This is a genomic window from Laspinema sp. D2d, from assembly GCF_025370755.1.
GTDB lineage: Bacteria > Cyanobacteriota > Cyanobacteriia > Cyanobacteriales > Laspinemataceae > Laspinema.
In genome coordinates, this window is record NZ_JAMXFC010000008.1 from 174633 (window position 1) to 193138 (window position 18506).

The 18506-nt window shown below is 49.1% G+C and carries 10 protein-coding genes; 5 read left to right on the forward strand and 5 right to left on the reverse strand.

Annotation, left to right across the window (positions count from 1 at the left end; genetic code table 11):
* Nucleotides 1-91: 91 nt before the first annotated feature.
* From NG796_RS08410 to glyS, 4 genes are all read right to left on the reverse strand, one after another.
* Complete coding sequence (locus NG796_RS08410) at nucleotides 92-658, reverse strand: tetratricopeptide repeat protein (RefSeq protein ID WP_261205452.1); 567 nt, start codon at nucleotides 656-658, stop codon at nucleotides 92-94.
* 383 nt (nucleotides 659-1041) lie between these two features.
* The gene (locus NG796_RS08415; protein ID WP_261205453.1) at nucleotides 1042-1242 is read right to left on the reverse strand and encodes a hypothetical protein; all 201 of its coding nucleotides are present in this window, start codon (nucleotides 1240-1242) and stop codon (nucleotides 1042-1044) included.
* A gap of 200 nt (nucleotides 1243-1442) precedes the next feature.
* On the reverse strand, nucleotides 1443-2819 hold the full coding sequence (murD, locus tag NG796_RS08420; protein ID WP_261205454.1) for a UDP-N-acetylmuramoyl-L-alanine--D-glutamate ligase: 1377 nt from the start codon (nucleotides 2817-2819) through the stop codon (nucleotides 1443-1445).
* Between the two features lie 146 nt (nucleotides 2820-2965).
* Entirely contained in the window at nucleotides 2966-5128 is a 2163-nt protein-coding gene (glyS, locus tag NG796_RS08425; RefSeq protein WP_261205455.1) for a glycine--tRNA ligase subunit beta, read from the reverse strand.
* 360 nt (nucleotides 5129-5488) lie between these two features.
* On the opposite strand from glyS, the gene NG796_RS08430 reads away from it, so the two are divergent.
* A complete protein-coding gene (locus tag NG796_RS08430) occupies nucleotides 5489-7513 on the forward strand; it encodes a CHASE domain-containing protein (protein ID WP_261205456.1) in 2025 nt (674 codons plus the stop codon).
* A 40-nt stretch (nucleotides 7514-7553) separates the two neighbouring features.
* Here NG796_RS08430 and NG796_RS08435 read toward each other — a convergent pair whose 3' ends face one another.
* Complete coding sequence (locus NG796_RS08435; protein WP_261205457.1) at nucleotides 7554-8459, reverse strand: tetratricopeptide repeat protein; 906 nt, start codon at nucleotides 8457-8459, stop codon at nucleotides 7554-7556.
* 572 nt (nucleotides 8460-9031) lie between these two features.
* On the opposite strand from NG796_RS08435, the gene NG796_RS08440 reads away from it, so the two are divergent.
* The 4 genes from NG796_RS08440 (at nucleotide 9032) to NG796_RS08455 (ending at nucleotide 18491) form a co-directional block, all read left to right on the forward strand.
* Nucleotides 9032-11080, forward strand: coding sequence for an elongation factor G (locus NG796_RS08440; RefSeq protein ID WP_261205458.1), 2049 nt, complete (start codon nucleotides 9032-9034; stop codon nucleotides 11078-11080).
* A 506-nt stretch (nucleotides 11081-11586) separates the two neighbouring features.
* On the forward strand, nucleotides 11587-12912 hold the full coding sequence (locus NG796_RS08445; protein WP_261205459.1) for a methyl-accepting chemotaxis protein: 1326 nt from the start codon (nucleotides 11587-11589) through the stop codon (nucleotides 12910-12912).
* A 704-nt stretch (nucleotides 12913-13616) separates the two neighbouring features.
* Nucleotides 13617-15095, forward strand: a complete 1479-nt coding sequence (locus NG796_RS08450; RefSeq protein ID WP_261205460.1) for a methyl-accepting chemotaxis protein — start codon at nucleotides 13617-13619, stop codon at nucleotides 15093-15095.
* An 810-nt stretch (nucleotides 15096-15905) separates the two neighbouring features.
* The gene (locus tag NG796_RS08455; RefSeq protein ID WP_411268793.1) at nucleotides 15906-18491 is read left to right on the forward strand and encodes a response regulator; all 2586 of its coding nucleotides are present in this window, start codon (nucleotides 15906-15908) and stop codon (nucleotides 18489-18491) included.
* The last annotated feature ends 15 nt before the right edge of the window (nucleotides 18492-18506 follow it).

An 18506-nucleotide genomic window follows, 5' to 3' on the forward strand; every position in this document is an offset into this window, starting at 1 on the left:
ATAAGTTAGATTCTGACGCACCCTTGAGGGCTAAAAAATCAGCAACATCATTAATAGTAGACACCTGTCAGCGCGGGTTGAGGAAATTGGGTTAAGTCAACTCTTTGATCAGTTTTTCTAACTCGTTGCGGAGTTGGCGGGTATTGGGGTTGGTGGGTTCGATTTCCAGGGACTTATCAAAGGCGAGGAGGGCTTGTTGCAGCAGGGGAATAGCTTCGTTAGGACTGGGTTTTTCTCCAGCAAAAAGGATGAGGGACCCGCCAAAATTCAGCCAGCCACTGGCTTCGGTTCTCTCTCCCCAATTGCCATCCCCCGTGAGTGCGCGGCGACAGGATTCTACAGCGTCTTGATAGCGATCGAGTTGCAGGAGGGCGACACAGCGGTTAGTTAATCCGAGGGAATAGTCGGGTTTGAGGGTAACAGCCCGATCGCAAGCGGCGATCGCCTCGCTGAAGCGCTGTTGTTCCACCAAAGTGCTACATTCGTTTCCCCAGGCGTTATAGGTGTTTTCGGGGGTTTGGGCAATTTCCACAGTGGCATTCACCCCCCACTCGGCGTCAAGTTCCGAATAAGGGGCAGTAGTCGCAAAGACTGGCATTTCCAGACACAGACAAGCTGCTGCCGTGAGGAGTCCAGATCCAAGGAGATGGAGTTTCATTGTTACGATTTGTGAACGGAGGAGTTTACTTTGACTATGAAACCACACCTGTTACCTAAAATGTCAAGTTTAATGATAAAATTTTATCCCCTTTTTCTCTGATTAGAGAAAGTTATGGCCTGGGGTGAGGATCACTTATATAATCTGTTTAAATCCTGGTGACCCTAAAATTTAGGGGCTAAACCGGAATTGCCCTACCCAGGATCGGGGAAATGCTGCCCGATCCTGGACCCTGAGTGTAAAAAATAACGACTGTATCAGTCGCTAATCTGTGGAGTGAGATAAAAAGGTTTCGATCGCCCAGTACACAGAGGCGGATCAGAGTGGCGATCGCGCTTTTAAGGGGTCAGGTTAGGAATGAGTGAGATTCCGGTGGGAATAGCTTACGCACTCACTTGGAGCCATCCGCGACGGACCGCATAGAATAAGCGATGCACGAGCAACGCATCCTCCCGACTCAAGGCGTTATTGAGTAACGCAACCTGAAGGCTATGCTGTTCGATCGCAGTCAGTTTCCCAGAAAACCAGGCTTGTGCGAACAAGTCAGTGAGGTTATCTTCCAGATTCAGAGTAGGTGCAGGCATAAGTTTGGATTCAACTCTACTGTGTTTCTAGTTTGCAGCAAGGGGTGAAGGTGAGCGGTGATTTGAGTATTACCCACCCCTTAGATTAATCACTTACAGTTGTGATTCAAATCGCACCCCATTGCGATCGCCTGTAGTTATCCCCCTAGGTTAGGACCCAGTAAACCCCAGATCCTAACCCACTGACCCTTTCTCCTGGATTACTCCGGCAGCATTTCCAAACAGAGTTGACGGAAATGATCCCCGCGTTGCTCAAAGTTTTGATATTGATCAAAACTGGCACAAGCTGGAGATAGGAGGACTACCTGTGCCTCCAATTCTTCCGCTAATTCGGCCCCGCGAATGACCGCCCGTTCCATACCATAAACGATTTCATAGCGGGGATTTCCCACTTGTTCTAAGCGTTTGGCAAAGGCATCGGCAGCATCGCCAATCAGCAGCACTTGGGCAACTTTCGCTTCGATGGTTTGTAACCACCCGGTATCATCCCCTTCTTTCGCTTCACCCCCGGCAATTAAAATCACTGGCGCAGCCACGGAGGCTAATCCCACTTGTGCCGCATCATAATTGGTGGCTTTACTATCATTAATAAAGTCAATGCTATGCCAAGTACGAATCAGTTCTAAGCGATGAGAAACACCAGGGAAGTTGGCAACCGCATCGGCGATCGCCGCTTTATCAATTCCCGCCAAGCGCGCCACACCCACTGCCATCAGCAGATTCGTGAGGTTATGTTCCCCGGGCATTTTCAAGGCATCAACGGGGACGACTGCCTCGCCCATTGCCACCGCCCAACCGTCTTCAATATAGACGCCTTTATCGGGATTTCCTAATAACTCACTTTTACCTTTGATGCTCGTCCAGCAGGCATTCGGCCAGCGATCGCTTAAACTTTTTCTCAAGTAGGGGTCATCCCCATTTAATACTTTTTGCTGCGATCGCTCCAACAGAGATGCCTTAATATTAAAATAATTTTCTAACGTACCGTGACGGCTCAAATGATCCGGCGTAAAAGTCGTCCACACTCCAATTTGCGGCGCTACGGTTTCGGATGCTTCGACTTGATAGCTACTAATTTCCGCAATCACCCAATCTGGGTACTCAGGGGTTGCCCGGTCCTCGTCAAATCCTTTTAACGCCAACTCCGTCGCGGCATATCCAATATTGCCACAAGCCGGTGCATTGAGTCCGGCAGCCTGAAAAATTGCAGCAATTAAAGCGGTAGTCGTCGTTTTTCCATTGGTTCCCGTAATCCCCACCCAAGGACAAGCGTTGAGATTGCGCCACGCTAATTCCATTTCCCCCAGGGTTGTAATTCCCATCTGTCGCGCCTTCACCAAGGCGGGAAGATCCCAGGGAACCCCTGGACTGACAACCACCCAATCCAAAGACTTTTCCGGTTCAAAGGACTGATTAAGGTGTACCTGGATACCATCAGCAGCCAACAATTGTTGTTGTTGTCGCAAGGCATCATTGTCTGAGCGATCGCTCAAGGTGACATCCCATCCTTGCTTTTTTAATAACCGCGCTGCGGCAACCCCTGACCGTCCTAGTCCAATGATATGAGCCTTTGGCATACTTTTATGGATCGTATTTTTTCAAAGTCTAACCTTCATCTTACCGTTTCTTGTTCTGTCTACAGGGGGTTTTCTCTGCAAAAAGATTTCCGGCAACAACCCGCAAAGGTTTAAACCCCTGCTGGCTGTTGCCACTGTTCCCGGTACTATTGGGGCTTGACAATCGGACCAAAATCCGCCAAAACCCGAGCGTGATTTCGCAGTAAACCGATGGAGTTGAGGCGATTGCGGCGGATTTCTGGATCGGGATCCATAACCAGTACGCTGTCCTCCCCATCAAAAAACTGGCTGACGACGGGGGTAATTTCTGCTAAGGCATCTACCAACTGCTGATAGTTGCGCTGCGATCGCGCTGCTTGGGTGGTGGGCATTAACCGGATTAAGGCATCATAAAACCCTTGTTCTGAGGATTTTTGGAACAATTCGGGTTTGAGCACTTGAGTTGGATCTAAAACCGTTGTCTCCAAATCCCCCTGTTTCGCCAATCTTGCGGACCGATTCACAGTTTCATAGATGGTATCCAAACTGCCATTCTTGCGGATGGATTGGAGGAATAAAGCGCGATCGCGAACGTCCAAGACATCCTCTAAAGCCCGTTGGCTATATTCCGGGTCTTCTTCCCCCAAAACGGCATTCACCAAGTCATAATCAATGCCTCGTTCCTCTTGCAACAGGGTCCGAATCCGTTGTAAGAAAAACTCTTGTAATTGGGAGAGCAATTCTGGGGAAGTTTTCGGATGGCTGGCCGTAAACAAACCGGCTATTTTCCCGAGTAATTCCCCTAAGTTTAAGGGTAAATTCGCCGTCCAAGTTAGATTAATCACCGCATTAGCCGCCCGTCGCAGGGCAAAGGGGTCCGATGAACCCGTGGGAATCATGCCCAAGCCAAAAATACTGACTAACGTATCTAATTTGTCTGCTAATCCCACCACTTGACCCACCGGAGTTTCGGGTAATTTATCCCCCGCATTTCGGGGTAAATAATGTTCATAAATAGCGGTGGCGATGGCTTCCGATTCCCCACAGGCCCGGGCATATTTTTCTCCCATGACCCCTTGGAGTTCTGGGAATTCATAGACCATTTGGGTGACTAAATCGGCTTTACAGAGTAAAGTCGCCCGAGCAATTTCCTCTTTTTGTTCGCCCTGAATTTGCAATTGTTCCGTAATCAAAGCGGCGACCTGACAGAGGCGATCAACCTTCTGGCGCATTGAGCCTAAATCTTCCTGGAAGGTGACTTCTTCTAATTTGGGCAGGTAGGCTTCTAGGGGTTTAGCCCGGTCGGTTTCATAGAAAAATTGCCCATCGGCTAATCGGGCGCGAATGACTCGTTCATTGCCTAACCCAATCAGTTCAGATTTGGCCGGGTCACCGTTAGAAATGGTAATGAAATAAGGGAGAAGTTCGGGGGATTTACCGGAGGTTTCTGCGGATTTCAAGACGGGAAAGTACCGCTGATGGCTGACCATGACTGTGGTAATCACTTCAGCGGGTAAAATGAGAAACTCTTCATCAAACTTACCTAAAACTGCCGTCGGCCATTCCACTAAATTGGTAACTTCTTGGAGTAAATCCGGGGAAATATCGGCAGTTCCTCCGACTTTTTCGGCTGCCGCTTTTACTTGGTCTTGAATAATAGCTTGACGGCGGTCCGGATCTACGGAAACAAACGCCTTTTCTAAGGATTTGACGTAATCGGCGGCGGTGGCAATTTCCACAGGTTGAGGATGTAAGACGCGATGACCCGAGGAAATGCGATCGCTGGTGAGACTTTCGGACCCGTTGTCCAGTTGAATCGGCAAAATATCCTGGTCAAATAGGGCCACCAACCAGCGCAAGGGGCGAGAAAACCTCATTTCTCCATTCCCCCAGCGCATGAGGCGTTTGCCTTCGAGTTTGCTAATCCATTGCGGAATCAGTTCCTGGAGAATGTCGGTGGTGAGACGTCCGGTGATAGTTTTCCGCAGGAATACAAAATCCCCTTTATCCGTGGGGCGAATTTCCAACGCATCGAGTTCCACCCCTTGTTTTTTAGCAAATCCTTCCGCCGCTTTGGTAGGTTTGCCGTCTTTATAGGCAGCGGAGGCGGGAGGGCCTTTAATGTCTTCCTCGCGATCGTCTTGTTGAACCGGCAACCCTTCTATCACCACCGCTAACCGGCGAGGCGTGCCGTAAACATAAACTGCGTCATTTGTCAAGAACTGTTCAGCGAGGGAGTCGGGAATGCGCGATCGCCATTGGGTAATAGCGCTTTCGAGAAACCCTGCGGGTAATTCTTCTGTACCGACTTCTAATAGAAAGGTAGCCATATCGGATCGTACTCTAAAGGACTAGAGGTCACTTGTGCCTTCCAACTGAAGCCAACAGCCAACCCCATTCAACAACTCTTTCTAAGAATACGCCAAGAAAGCCCCTGGATTCTACCCACCCCTCCCACTCTAGGCCGGAACCCCCCGAAACGGGATATTTGCGTGAAATACTGAGAAATTCAGGTTTTTTTTGGCCCCAATCTTGGGAGTGAAAATGTTATTGTAGAACAGATTATCCCAACCGTAGCGATTTTTAAACCCAGTCCGAGATTCTCAAAGCTCAAAGTTTTTAAAACAGCAGTAATCACCCGGGGTTTTTTAAGCGCGAATCCGGTTAAATTAGAAAAGACAAATGGTTGTATGGCGGTTCATTTGAAAGATGTTGGAGAAGTTAAAAATACCCTATTGGGAATCCGGACTTACCTTCCGGTGGGATTAACTTTACTCGTGGGTTTGTCACTGTCGGCGATCGCTGCTACGGGCGTGTATGAATGGGAACGAAGATCCGCCCAAGACAACTTAGCCCAACGCCGGGAAACCGTGACTGTCACCTTAAAAAGTGATATCGAGGAATATCTTCAAGTGACCCGATCGCTGGGCGCATTATATGATATTTCCGGCCCGGTGACTGAAGAAAATTTTCAGCGGTTTTCCCAATCTTTTTTGGAGAATTACCCCGGAATTTTTGGGATGGCATGGATAGAAAAAGTACCTAGGTTACAACGGAGGGCTTTTGAGGAAAAAATGCAAGCCCAAGGGAAAGAAAATTACCAGATTCGCGATCGCGCCCCTGATGGCAACTTAGTCCCGGCTGGCGATCGCCTAGAATATTTTCCCATTATCTATGGACAGCCCAGCAGTCGCTATCAAGGAGATCTATTGGGACTGGATCCTAGTTATGACCCCAAGGTTAAGGCTGCAATCACCCAGGGAAAAAATCAGGGAGAAATCGTACTAACGGAACGATTTAAGTTAGCCGATGGCAAGACTTATGGGGTAGCAATGTTTCGCCCGGTTTATGAAGGGGGCGATCGGCCCGAGGGCATCTTTGATCGCCGCAATGCCTTTAGGGGAATGACTTACACAGTCTATAGTCTCTCCAATTTGTTAGAAAAGTCCCTGGGCGGATTAAACCTCAATCACCTAGATTTTTACTTAATTGACCGGGCAGGGGAACCTCATAATCAAGTCCTCATCTTTTATGACTCTAGCACCCATCGATTTATTGCTGATACCCGTCTGAAACCCCCCGAACCCATCTCTCGGGAGTCTTTGTGCTACAAAAATCCTAACCTTTGTACCCAGACCCTTCAGATTGCCGATCGCCAATGGACTCTATTACTTCGTCCTACCTCCACCTTTGAAGGCTTCATGGAGAGCACCATTGCCACCCTGACGATCGGCTTGTTACTCACAGGTATTATCGCCATTTATTTAGGACTCTCTATCCGCCGAACTACGGACTTAGAAGCCGCGATGCAAAAATTGCAAACCACCCAAGGGCAACTGATTCAAGCGGAGAAAATGTCCTCTATTGGTCAATTAGTAGCCGGAGTGGCCCATGAAATAAATAACCCCGTGAGTTTTATCTACGGCAATGTTAATCATGCCGATGAATATGTAAAAGACTTACTGTTATTGCTGGATCTCTATCAACAACATTATCCTGAACCCGTAGCAGAAATTCAACAAGAAGCCGAAGCCATCGACGTAGATTTTCTGATAGAAGATTTACCCAAAACCATCAAATCCATGATGGTCGGGGCAGAACGAATTCAAAATATCGTCTTGAGCTTGCGAAATTTTTCCCGCACCGATGAAGCCGAAATCAAGGCCGTAGACATTCATCAAGGGCTGAATAGTACCTTAATGATTTTGCAACATCGCCTGAAAGCCACCGCCGGACATCAGGCCATTCAGGTGGTCAAAAAATACGGGAATTTACCCTTAGTAGAGTGCTATCCGGGACAACTGAATCAGGTCTTTATGAATCTTCTAGCTAATGCAATTGATGCGTTAGAAGACACCCTGGCTCAAACCTCTTCCAAAGACTATATCCCTACCCTCACCCTCTGTACCGAAGTCTTGCAAAAAAGTCCAAAGGAAACCTCCACTGAGGGGGCAGCGGTCAACCCCGAGTTCATCGTGATTTGGATTGAGGATAATGGAGCGGGAATTCCTCCAGAGATTATCCCCAATATTTTCAATCCATTTTTTACGACTAAACCCATTGGTAAAGGAACCGGATTAGGGCTTTCAATTAGCTACCAAATTATTGTTGAAAAACATTTAGGCAAGTTAAACTGTTTTTCAAAACTGGGAAAAGGAACCGAATTCCAGATTCAACTTCCGGTGAGTCAAACTGGGCAAACCAACCCGTCATAACCCAGAGCGATCGCCCCGTTGTCATCACCGAACCCAGGGATTAGGGATTGCGCGATCGCTCTAACAGTCGTTCCGCATTCATCGCCCGTTCCGCATTGCCCTCCAAAGTATAAAGGTCTCGGGCATATTCCAACACCCGTTGAGCCTCGGTAAAATTCCCCTGACGCATAAAAACCAACCCCGCCCCATAATAGGCATTGGCATAATTGGCATTCCCTTCAGCCGCCCGCCGAAATGAATCTAAAGCTCCATTCAAATCCCCTTGATTGTACGCAATAAACCCCAGATGATAATGAGCCGCAGCATGAGTCGGAGTAATCCCGACAGCCCGGTTAAACGCCGATTTAGCCGCCTCCAGTTGCCCTTGTTCGAGATAGACCAATCCCAGATGATAGGGGGGTTCGGGGGTCGTTGGACTATACTGCATCGCCTGTTGAAACGAAGCCGCTGCCGCATCCCATAACTGCTGTTTCTCCAGGACCAGACCCAAATTATAATGAGCCAAGCCCATTTGAGGATCCAAGGCGATCGCCCGTTGTAAATAATCCCGGGCGCGATCGAGATTATTCCCCTCAATCAGGGCTGCCCCCAAATTGGCAAAAGCCAAGGTAAAGCTAGGATCGGCTTGAGTCGCTTGGTAAAACGAATCCGCCGCCCCTTGTAATTCTCCAGATTGCCGTAGAGCCAAGCCCAGATTATAATGGGCTACAGCTAGGGTCGGGTCTAGTTGAGCCGCTTGCCGAAACGCGGCGATCGCCTCAGATACCTTACCCGCTTGAATCGACCCCAGTCCCCGGTTGACCCAATCCAGGGCTGCTTGGGAATTCCCCTGGGCGGCAGCGCGCATCCCGGGCATCCCATCCCATGACATCCACAGCAACGGCAGCATCCAAATCCCCAGCGTCACGCCCACGATTCCTGACCATTTGTTCCGTTGTAATTGCATCGCCCCTCCTGGTTGCGAGTCGATGTGGTTTAACCTGGTTTTACCCTAAAATCCCTGCCTCTGACTAGAGTCCGTCAGAAGGTGATCCGTCAAAATTTATGGGCAACGATACACGAGAGTTCTTAAACCGCCCCAATCACACGCCACAAGTTCCACTGAAGCGGATTCCCGATTAACTTAAAAGATCACCAAGCCGGGATTCTTCACAGAATCTAGGCTAATCCGTCCCAAATCCGAGCCAAAAACTCAGTTTTCCCGGTTACGGGATCGACATTGGAACCCCGGCGATCGCCCCTTGCACCCAACCGTCACCGGCACAAAAATTTTCAACGGATGACACTTCTTAACAGTCAAAACAAAGGATTAACCTTAGAAAAATAAGTCCTTCAATCGGTAATTCCTGGGTCCAAAAATACGGTACTCTAAAATACATCAAGACCCATACGAGAAGTGCTGATGTTGATTGCCGTCTTTCCAATAGAGTCAGGATAAGGATTTTACTTTAAATAGACCATCCTCTTGGCACGCTTAAATTTTTTTAATCTTTACTAACTAACTCACGGGAGTGAATCATGACCGAAAAAGTTGTCTCTGGCGTGCGAAACGTCGCTATTGTCGGCCCATATCTGAGTGGAAAAACCACCTTACTCGAAAGCCTGTTGTTTGTAACGGGTGCAATTACTAGGAAAGGGAACGTCAAAGAAGGTACAACCGTTAGCGATAGTTCCACCGAAGCCCGCGATCGCCAAATGAGTGTTGAGGTATCCTCCGCCACCACCGAATACCATGATGTCCGCTTCACCTTCTTAGACTGCCCCGGGTCCGTAGAATTTATCCAAGAAACCTACAACGCCCTCAAAGGCGCGGGTGCTGCCGTCGTCGTTTGCGAACCCGAAGTCAGCCGAGTCCTCACCTTAGCCCCCTTATTTAAGTTCTTAGATGACTGGGAAATCCCCCACCTCGTCTTTGTCAACAAAATGGACCGCGCCAAAGATAGCTTTATGGACGTTCTCCACGCCCTCAAAGCCGTCTCTACCCGGCCCTTAGTCCCCCATCAATATCCCATCCTCAAAGGCTCAGACCCCGTTGGGTTTATCGATCTCGTCACCGAACAAGCCTATCACTACCACGGTGGCAGCGACCCCGAACCCGTCCCTATCCCCGAGGAACTCAAACAAGAAGAACATGAAGCGCGTCAAGAAATGTTAGAAGAATTGGCTAACTTTGACGATCACCTTCTTGAAGAACTCCTCGAAGAAATCGAACCCTCCCAAGATGAAATCATCGCTAACCTCAAAATGGAATTAGGGGCTGATTTAATCGTTCCTGTTTTTATGGGCCTTGCCGATTCAGATTATGGCGTCAGACCCTTGCTGGATGCCCTAATTCGGGAAGCGCCAGAACCCGCCACTACCGCCGATCGCCGGGGCATCCCCCTTCATGCTGGCGCACCCTTAGCCCAAGTCATTAAAACTTACTACACCCCCCAAGGAGGCAAGCTGTCCCTCGTGCGAGTGTGGAAAGGTGAAATCACCGATAGTATGACCCTCAACGGTGTCCGGATTGGGGGAATGTATCGGATGAAGGGACAGCAAACCGAAACCATTCAGAAGGCCGTTGAGGGCGATATTGTAGCCCTGTCGCGCATGGAAGGGATTCAGACGGGAGATACCCTCACCACCGGGGAAGGCAAGCTTAAATCGGAATTACCCAAAGCGGAACAACTGCCCCCAGTTTTTGCCCTGGCGATCGCCCCGGAACGGCGCAGCGACGAAGTGAAAATCAGCGCCGCCTTGACCAAACTCCTGGAAGAAGACCCCGCCCTCGCCTGGGAACAAAATCCCGATACCCACGAGATTATCCTCTGGGGTCAAGGGGAAATTCACATCAAAGTTACCTTGGATCGCTTGCGGCGGAAGTACAACCTGCCGATGGTGACCCAAGTTCCCCATGTCCCCTACAAGGAAACCATTCGCAAAGCAGCGCCCCGAGTACATGGTCGCTACAAGCACCAAAGTGGGGGTCACGGGCAATTTGGGGATGTTTACCTGGAAATCAAGCCCCTGCCTCGGGGGGAAGGGTATAGCTTCAACGATAAAATCGTCGGCGGCGTCGTGCCCAAACAGTATATTCCTGGCGTAGAAATGGGGGTGCGTGAGTACCTGAATCAAGGACCCTTGGGATTCCCGGTGGTCGATATTGCCGTTACCCTCACCGATGGGTCCTATCACTCCGTGGATAGTTCAGAACAGTCCTTTAAACAGGCGGCCCGGTTGGCAATGCAAGAGGGGTTAGCCCAATGTGAACCCACCTTGCTGGAGCCGATCGCCTCCGTAGAGATTTGTGCACCGACGGACTTTACCTCGAATATGATGCAACTGATCAGCGGACGACGGGGCCAAATTTTAGGCTATGAACCCCTCGAAAACTGGAAATCATGGGATAAGGTCTTGGCCTATTTACCCCAAGCAGAAATGCAGGATTTGATTGTGGAGTTGCGATCGCTGACAATGGGTGTCGGGTTCTTCCGCTGGAAGTTCGATCATCTCCAAGAAGTCCCTGATAAAATTACCGATCGCCTCTTAGCCGCCGCCGCTAATAGCAACGGAAATTCTAAATAATCGATGAATTCCAAGCAGGCAAAAGGTTCGAGTTTTTCCTCGATCTTTTGCCTGTTTTTTTGTCTTCCGGGTCCTGTTACTACAATTGGCTCCCCTCAAAATCCTCGTTCTTTCTTATTCTCAACTCCTCATCCATCATTTTAACCCCCAGTCGTTTTATAAGCCTTCAATAGCTGCAAATCCCCTTATCAGTTTTTGAAAAGCGTGATAAAATCAGAAGTGTCAAGACAGTAAATCCGATTTTTTGATCTCGGGAGTTAGTTCGTTCAAATTCGGGGAAAACTTCTACTAATTGTTGAAGGTTCCGGCAGTTTATAGCAGTTTGCGGGTAACGGGTCTGCTTAACAAAACTTAAAATCCCTGGTTTAGGAGAAAGTCAGGGTTACAGACTGAATGGAGGCACCTCATTTCCATTAAAATTGCTATTTAGGGATAACAACCAAACAACGGATTAAGTTTTGAATTAACATCTAACACGCTTTAAAAATAGCACGAGAGGATTTTCAATGTTATTTAATTTAAAGTTAAAAGCCAGAATTTTATTAGGGTATTCCATCCCTTTAATATTTTCCCTCACTTCCGCTGGGGTAGTTTTTTTCAGTAGCAAGCAAGTTCAGCAGGAAGTCAAAAACTCAGAAGAGGGGGCAGCGATAGTCCGAGAGTCTGACCGTCTGGCTTTACGTTTAATGTCCATCCAACGATCTGCAAGAGGCTATATTATTGATCGGGAAGAAATTATTCCTAAAGCCATTGAAACTGACCTAGAACATCTACAGCACTCGATCACTTTTTTACAAAGTCATGTACAAGACCCCGAACAAAAAGTTAGATTAGAGCGAATTTTAGAACTGACTAAAAGAACCCTTGACTTGAATAAAAATCTGATTAATTTAGTCCAAAAAAACCAAGTTCAAGACGCGATCAAAGCTTATGTATCCCCGGAACGAGAACAATTGAATCGGGAACTAGAAGCGCTCCTACAGGAGTTGAACGACCGGGAAGATGAGCTTCAGAAGGAAAAAAGCGATCGCACCAATAACGTCCTAAATTTATTGAGTGTTGTCGTGTTACTGAGTACCGGCATCACGGCGATCGTGGCTTGGGGATTAGGATGGGCGATCGCCAGTCGGATTACTGACACCCTCAGCGACACCACCAACACCATCGCCTCCTCCTCCACGGAAATCGCCGCAATGACCGAACAACAAGAGCGCGTTGCCAACCAACAAGCCAGTGCAGTTCATGAAACCTGTACCACAATGGAACAACTGGGCCTCTCCTCTCAGGAGTCCTCCGAACGCGCCGAAGCTACCACCATTCAAGTTGAACAAATTGCCAATCAAATTTTGCATCTGAGTGAGCAAGTCAACCAGATCGACAAAATTGCTGGATTAGTCAGCGATATCGCCAATCAAACCAATATGTTAGCCCTGAATGCTGCCGTAGAAGCAGTCCGGGCCGGAGAGCAAGGCAAAGGCTTTGGCGTCGTCGCCTCGGAAATTCGTAAACTGGCCGATCGCAGCAAACAATCCGCTGAGAAGATTAGCGACCTCGTAACCGATATTGAACGGGCGACCAATTCAGCCGTGATGGTCACCAGAGACGGAACTCGCAGCGTAGAAAGCGTGGTTTCTGCGGTCAATCATATCGCCGTCAACGCCCAACAAATTTCCTTGAGTGCCAAACAACAAGCCCTGGCGATCCAACAAACCTTGGATGCCATGAGCAGTCTAACTCAAAGTGCCCAAGAAACCGCCAGCGGGATTGCCCAAACTAAAATCAGCATTCAACAACTCAATCACGTCGCCCTCAAGTTACAACGCGAAATTTAGGGGTCTATATTTAATAAACCGCTCCAGGACTGACGCAGATTTTGAGAATCCACCCTAAATGTAGAGCCATCCTTTGCGAATCGCCTCTACATTTAGGGTTCACTTTCCAGATAGCATCAGACTTGCTCAGGCTTTGATTTGAGGAACACTCCCCCCAGTTCCCCGATCTCCGGGGAGAGTTTGAGAATTCTGCAAGAAGTCTATTAGACTTCTTCCAAAAATCCGGATTGCTCCCCCTCCCGTCCCCCTTAGATCCCCCTCCCGTCCCCCTTAAGAAGGGGGAAGCCAGAGGAATGAATGTTGATTTCACGGGGGAAGCCAGCGGAATGAATGTTGATTTCACGGGGGAAGCCAGAGAAATAAATATTAGACTTCTTGCCCAATTCTCTTAGGCCCCCCTTCTTAAGGGGGGTTGGGGGGATCTATCCGGTATTCTGCAAGAAGTCTAATGAAGGTGTCGGGGCTTTTCCAGCCGGGAAAGCCCCCAACTGTAGCATCAAGGCGGAAGTCCTAGGTTAAGATAAGCCCGAAGCGGCAACAACAATATAAGCGATGGGACAGTCAATCATCAGAATCGATTGATTCTGAGTTTAGGCATCTCCCTCTGGGAAATCTCATCATCATTGAGGTAGCCACTCAGGGCTGCAATAAACCCGGTTTAAATCCGGGGATTGAGGTCAAATTTAAGGAGTCATCATCTGATTATGTTGGACAGCTTAAAACTGAGGGGACGAATTCTCGCTTGCATTATTATCCCATTGTTTGTGTCAAGTGTACTAGCTACCCTGATTGTTTCAACCGTTAGAAAAGCCGAGCAACTCGATGAACAGATTGGGGTTTCTTCCGAGGTCATTGATCATTTGGCAGAAGCTACCCTGCAAGCGATTCGGATGGAACGCTCAACCCGAGGATATTTGGTGAATGCAAGCGATCGCCATCGCCAAGGATTTGAAAGCGGGCGTGAGTCCTATCGGCGGGTGATTAAGATCTTAGAGCCAAATATTGCTCAATTGGAGGACCCAGTACAACAGCAGCGATTTCAGGATTACACTCAGTTGGGAAATCAACTCGAACAAGCTGATTTGCAAATGCTTCAACTGGCACAAGCAGGTCAAAGGGAAAAAGCTGTGGCTTTATTTTCTACGGATGAAAGTAGCAATATCGCCCGGGAGATTGAGTCGATTTATAATGCTTTTGTTGAACAAGAACGACAGACTTTGACGGTTAAACAAGTACAAGCGCAAGAGGCGTTAAATTTGTCCCTTGCCATTGCCGGATGGGGAACAGCGATCGTGGGTTTAGTAACGATCGCCATTGGTGCCAAACTCGCCTCTAGCATCCGCGATCGCATCGAACGTGCCATTCATGAAGTGGCAACCTCATCTACGGAATTTGCCGCTACCTTCGCTCACCAGGAAACGTCCACCAGCGCCCAAGCCACTTCCGTCAACCAAACAACCACCTCAATGGAGGAGTTGAATGCATCCTCTAAAGCCACCGCTGAACAAGCCGAATCCGCTGCAGCTAACGCGATTCTCGTCTTAAACTTAGTGGATTCCTCCAACCATCATGAACTGCCGGTGCATCCCTCCTACCGTTTGGGTTCCAACTACAGCACCAGCCCGTCCCGCAATCGCCAGATTGCACCCCAAAATACCAGCTTAAAAGAAACTGTCCATCAGATTGCCCACCGCATCCAACAACTTAGCCACCAACTGTCCCAAATTGATGAAATTGCCGGTAACGTCAGCAATATTGCTAATCAAACTAATATGTTAGCGCTCAATGCTTCCGTGGAAGCTGTGCGGGCTGGTGAAGCGGGGAAAGGATTTGGGGTGGTTGCCACCGAAATTCGTAAACTGGCGGACCATAGTGGCCGATGTGCCGATCGCATTAATTCTCTCGTCAAAGAAATTCAATCGGCAACGTCCCTGACTGTTCAGGTCACAGAAGAAGGGACAAAAACCGTGGAGGTGGTTGTGCAAGCCATTGATGAAATTGTTAATAATACCCAACAAATTTCATTAACTGCCCAACAGCAGGCGATCGCCATTCAGCAAGTTTTTGAAGCCATGAATGCCCTGAATAGAATTGCTGGCGAAACCGTTAACAGCATTTCTCAGGCTAAAATGGGAACTGAAAAACTTAATCAAGCCGCCCTCGACCTCAAAGAAATGGTCTGAGCATTCTATTTGGCTTTGAGGGGATTTATCAGCCCGGGTCCGTTCTCTCCCTGGGAGAGTTCACCGGAATCAGTCAGGTAGGCATCTGGAAATTGCGGCTCAATTATCCTGAATCTGGTTATCCAGGCGGAAATCAGCCATCCATCGGGGGTGCTTTCCCTTGCCTTTGTCCATAAATTATGCGAAAATTGCAATAAGCCAAAATATCATAGCCGTTTCGATGAGGCCCAGAGGTCGAGACAGTCCCCAGACCTAGAGTTGGGCTTGAGAAGAGCCAGAAAGTTGGGAAATTTAGCCCCACTTTTTGTAGATTCAGGGATGGGAAACTCCTGGGAGTCTGGTTTTCGGTTTGAATCGGGGACTGTTCATCGAGCCACCTGTTGAGGAATTCAGCAGGCGATCGCCTCCGAGTTTTGTCTCCTCACTGCTCCTCAATAGAGGTCTCTCCTCAACCCGCCGTTCAGTGACCAGAAAACCCGGGTAGAAACCCTAGGGGGAACGGTAACATTCACCCTCCGTTCAGGAACCAAACCGGGAATGAGTTGAGCAAAAAGATGGCCTATTTAAGCCCGGAAAAGATTGGCCTTGATGACTTTGCCAAACCCGCAGAGAAGCTGATGAAAACCCGAAGAAATAGGGAGCGTTTTGGGTTAGAATTTAAAGCATTAAACCCGTCTAAAACAGAGTCGATCACGCCGGGAAGCAGGCCAAGGAGAACAGCGGGAAATTTGACTAAAAAAGGGGAATCTTCAAGGTAGGGGAAATTGTCCCCGGAAAATCCCTAAATCGGACTTTGGAGGAGCTAAAACCATGATGATCGACGATGAAGAACTCAGAATTACATTCAAAGTAGCCAGTGAAGAACACCTGCAAAAACTCAACGAAGGGTTATTGCACCTAGAAGAGCAGCCGGACGACTTGGGGAAACTTGAAGAATTGATGCGAGAAGCCCATAGTCTAAAAGGGGATGCGGGAATGTTGGGGGTGAAAGATATTGCTACCCTGGCACATCAGTGGGAACATTTGCTGGGAACGGTTAAGCGCAAAGAAACCGCCTTAAGCCCAGAATTGTGCGATCGCCTTTATCATGGCCTAGATGCGATCTCCAAACTCGTTCACCAATCCGTCACTGGCGAAGATGCCGGAGTTAATACCTTTTACGTCCTCGCCTATTTGATGGGCGCTTCCTCGGACACCACCGAGACTGAAGCATCCGCGCCCCAAGAACCCCAAGAACCCCAAAAATCTGCACCTAGAGAAAAGCTCCCCCCAGAACAGAGGGACAGTCCCCAAGAAACCTTAGAGCCCATAGAGGCGGACATAGAAACAGCCGGGACAGAACCCTTCGAGGAAGCCGAGGACGCGATCGACCTCGACCCGGAAGAAGCCCCAGAGGAAGCCCTCCCCGAACGACTAGAGCTCCTCTCCCCCGTAGAAATCGCCGCCCCTTACCCCGCGACAGTCAGTGCCAACGGACATCATTTAACTCCCAAGCATCCCATACCGGAGATGGCTAAACCCCTCCCCAGTACCACAGCCCCTCCCGGGGGCGATCGGCGTCGCGAGTCCAGCCCTAGTAAAACCCCAGTCCTACCCGCCCTCACCGTCACTCCCGCTCAAGCGGGTAGTAGCAACTACCGAATCGATACCATTCGGGTGGAAACCCGCAATCTGGATAGTCTGATGACCCAAACCGGGGAACTCACCGTCAGCAAAATCCGGATCGCACATCGCCTCGCAGAAGTCGAAGAAATTGTCACCCTCTGGGAAGAATGGAGTCGCGATAGCTTTGTCAATCGCTTTGCCCTGGAAGAAGTCATGCGGGGCAACCATAATGGAGCCTTAGACCGATTACAAAGCTTTCATCATCGCAGCGAAGAGCGACTCGAACGCCTCGGGCAAATTGTCAACCGCCTCAGAAATTCAGTCTATGAAGATAATGCCCGCCTCGATACCATTGCCGATGAACTCGAAGAAGGCATCCGGACCTTGCGCCTGCTGCCCTTATCCACCATCTTTACCCTGTTTCCTCGGATGGTGCGGGATTTAGCTAAACAAGAAGGCAAGCAAGTAGAACTGCTGATTGAAGGGGGAGAGACCCGCGCGGATAAGCGGATCCTGGAAGAAATGAAAGACCCTTTGATGCATATCATCCGGAATGCGATCGACCACGGCATCGAAACCCCTGGCGATCGGCAACAAACCGGCAAACCCCCCAAAGCTACCATTGTCCTCAAAGGCTACCAAACCGCTAACAACATCGTCATTGAAATCCGTGATGATGGGCGCGGACTCGATGTAGAAAAAATCAAACAAACCGCCATCAAACGGGGAATCTGCCGGGAAGAAGAACTCGCCACCATGACCCCTCACCAAATTCATAGCCTCATTTTCACCCCGGGATTCTCCACCCGAACTTTCGTTACTGAGGTGTCTGGACGGGGGGTGGGACTGGATGTGGTTCGCACCAACGTCGAACGGCTCAAAGGCAGTATTCATATTGACTCGACCCCAGGAGTGGGGACGACTCTGCGCTTATCTCTGGGGACGACCCTCGCCACCGCTCATGTTCTGCTGGTCGAGGTGGAAGGCATTGCTTACGCCCTGCCGGTGGAGTTCGTACAACTGGCTCGGTTGGTGCCAGAGAACGATATTTTTGCCCTAGAAGGACGGGAAACGATTATTTTAGAGGGACAACCCGTTTCGGTCGTCAAACTCGCCGATTTGCTGGAACTGCCCCCGAGAGGGATTCTGAATTCGTCAAAAAGCATGAATAATTCCAGTCTCCCTTGCATTATTCTGCAAGTCGGAGAAGAACGCTTAGGTCTCTTGGTGGATGCCTTAGTGGATGAGCAAGATGTGGTGCTCAAACCTCAAAGCAAATTGCTCAAACGGGTCCGAAATGTGGCGGGAGCAACGATTTTGGGAACAGGGGAAGTGTGCATGGTGTTAAACCCTCATGACTTGCTCAAGTCCGTGCGCAAGCCGGGAAAATCCATTTCCCACCCGAAACCACAGCCCCAGGGCGATCGCAAATTATTAGTGTTACTCGTGGAAGACTCGATCGCCACCCGTACCCAAGAAAAACGCATTTTGGAAAATGCGGGATATGAAGTGGTCACCGCTGTGGATGGTATGGATGGATACAATAAGCTCAGAAGTCGCGACTTTGATGCGGTGATCTCCGATGTCCAAATGCCCAATTTGGACGGGTTAGGGCTAGTGACTAAAATTCGTCAGCATCAGGAATATTCTGAATTGCCGATTATTCTGGTAACCTCCCTAGCCAGTGATGATGATAAACGACGCGGTGCGGAAGCCGGGGCCAATTCCTACATTCCCAAAAGCAGTTTCAATCAAGAAGTGTTATTAGAAACGCTCAAACGGCTGATTTAGACCCGCGATCGAGGG

What these genes read in the sequence shown, in the direction of transcription:
- NG796_RS08410 (WP_261205452.1), bottom strand. Translation starts at nt 658, where the DNA reads ATGAAACTCCATCTCCTTGGATCTGGACTCCTCACGGCAGCAGCTTGT.
- NG796_RS08415 (WP_261205453.1), bottom strand. Translation starts at nt 1,242, where the DNA reads ATGCCTGCACCTACTCTGAATCTGGAAGATAACCTCACTGACTTGTTC.
- murD (WP_261205454.1), bottom strand. Translation starts at nt 2,819, where the DNA reads ATGCCAAAGGCTCATATCATTGGACTAGGACGGTCAGGGGTTGCCGCA.
- glyS (WP_261205455.1), bottom strand. Translation starts at nt 5,128, where the DNA reads ATGGCTACCTTTCTATTAGAAGTCGGTACAGAAGAATTACCCGCAGGG.
- NG796_RS08430 (WP_261205456.1), top strand. Translation starts at nt 5,489, where the DNA reads ATGGCGGTTCATTTGAAAGATGTTGGAGAAGTTAAAAATACCCTATTG.
- NG796_RS08435 (WP_261205457.1), bottom strand. Translation starts at nt 8,459, where the DNA reads ATGCAATTACAACGGAACAAATGGTCAGGAATCGTGGGCGTGACGCTG.
- NG796_RS08440 (WP_261205458.1), top strand. Translation starts at nt 9,032, where the DNA reads ATGACCGAAAAAGTTGTCTCTGGCGTGCGAAACGTCGCTATTGTCGGC.
- NG796_RS08445 (WP_261205459.1), top strand. Translation starts at nt 11,587, where the DNA reads ATGTTATTTAATTTAAAGTTAAAAGCCAGAATTTTATTAGGGTATTCC.
- NG796_RS08450 (WP_261205460.1), top strand. Translation starts at nt 13,617, where the DNA reads ATGTTGGACAGCTTAAAACTGAGGGGACGAATTCTCGCTTGCATTATT.
- NG796_RS08455 (WP_411268793.1), top strand. Translation starts at nt 15,906, where the DNA reads ATGATGATCGACGATGAAGAACTCAGAATTACATTCAAAGTAGCCAGT.